Below are 811 nucleotides of genomic sequence, written 5' to 3'. Positions count from 1 at the left end.
GTATTTGGCAATCTGATAAGTAAATGCACACTGTATCTTTAAAACATCTTGGGCGTTGTATGGTTAAGCCTCTCGGGCAATTAGTATGAGTTAGCTTAACACGTCACCGCGCTTCCACACCTCACCTATCAACGTTGTGGTCTCCAACGACCCTTTAGTAGACTCGAAGTCTAAGGGATGACTCATCTTGTGGCCGGCTTCCCGCTTAGATGCTTTCAGCGGTTATCCGTTCCGAACATAGCTACCGGGCAGTGCCATTGGCATGACAACCCGAACACCAGCGGTTCGTTCACTCCGGTCCTCTCGTACTAGGAGCAACTCCACTCAATCATCCAACGCCCACGGCAGATAGGGACCGAACTGTCTCACGACGTTCTAAACCCAGCTCGCGTACCACTTTAAATGGCGAACAGCCATACCCTTGGGACCGACTTCAGCCCCAGGATGTGATGAGCCGACATCGAGGTGCCAAACACCGCCGTCGATATGAACTCTTGGGCGGTATCAGCCTGTTATCCCCGGAGTACCTTTTATCCGTTGAGCGATGGCCCTTCCATACAGAACCACCGGATCACTATGACCTACTTTCGTACCTGCTCGACGTGTCTGTCTCGCAGTTAAGCTGGCTTCTACCATTACACTAACCGTACGATGTCCGACCGTACTTAGCCAACCTTCGTGCTCCTCCGTTACGCTTTAGGAGGAGACCGCCCCAGTCAAACTACCCACCAGACACTGTCCGCAATCCCGATTCAGGGACCTACGTTAGAACATCAAACATACAAGGGTGGTATTTCAAGGACGGCTCCAC

Annotated in this window: 1 rRNA gene; it reads right to left on the bottom strand. The window is 51.9% G+C overall.

The window, feature by feature from the left end:
* Nucleotides 1–59: 59 nt before the first annotated feature.
* A 23S ribosomal RNA gene (locus EYB30_RS14935) occupies nt 60–811 on the bottom strand; the annotation flags it as partial.

Origin of the sequence: Rheinheimera pleomorphica, from assembly GCF_011634895.1 — a bacterium.
In the GTDB taxonomy this organism is placed as follows: Bacteria; Pseudomonadota; Gammaproteobacteria; order Enterobacterales; family Alteromonadaceae; genus Alishewanella; species Alishewanella pleomorphica.
Note: the sequence above shows the minus strand (reverse complement) of the source record. Positions and strands in the feature narration are given on the sequence as shown.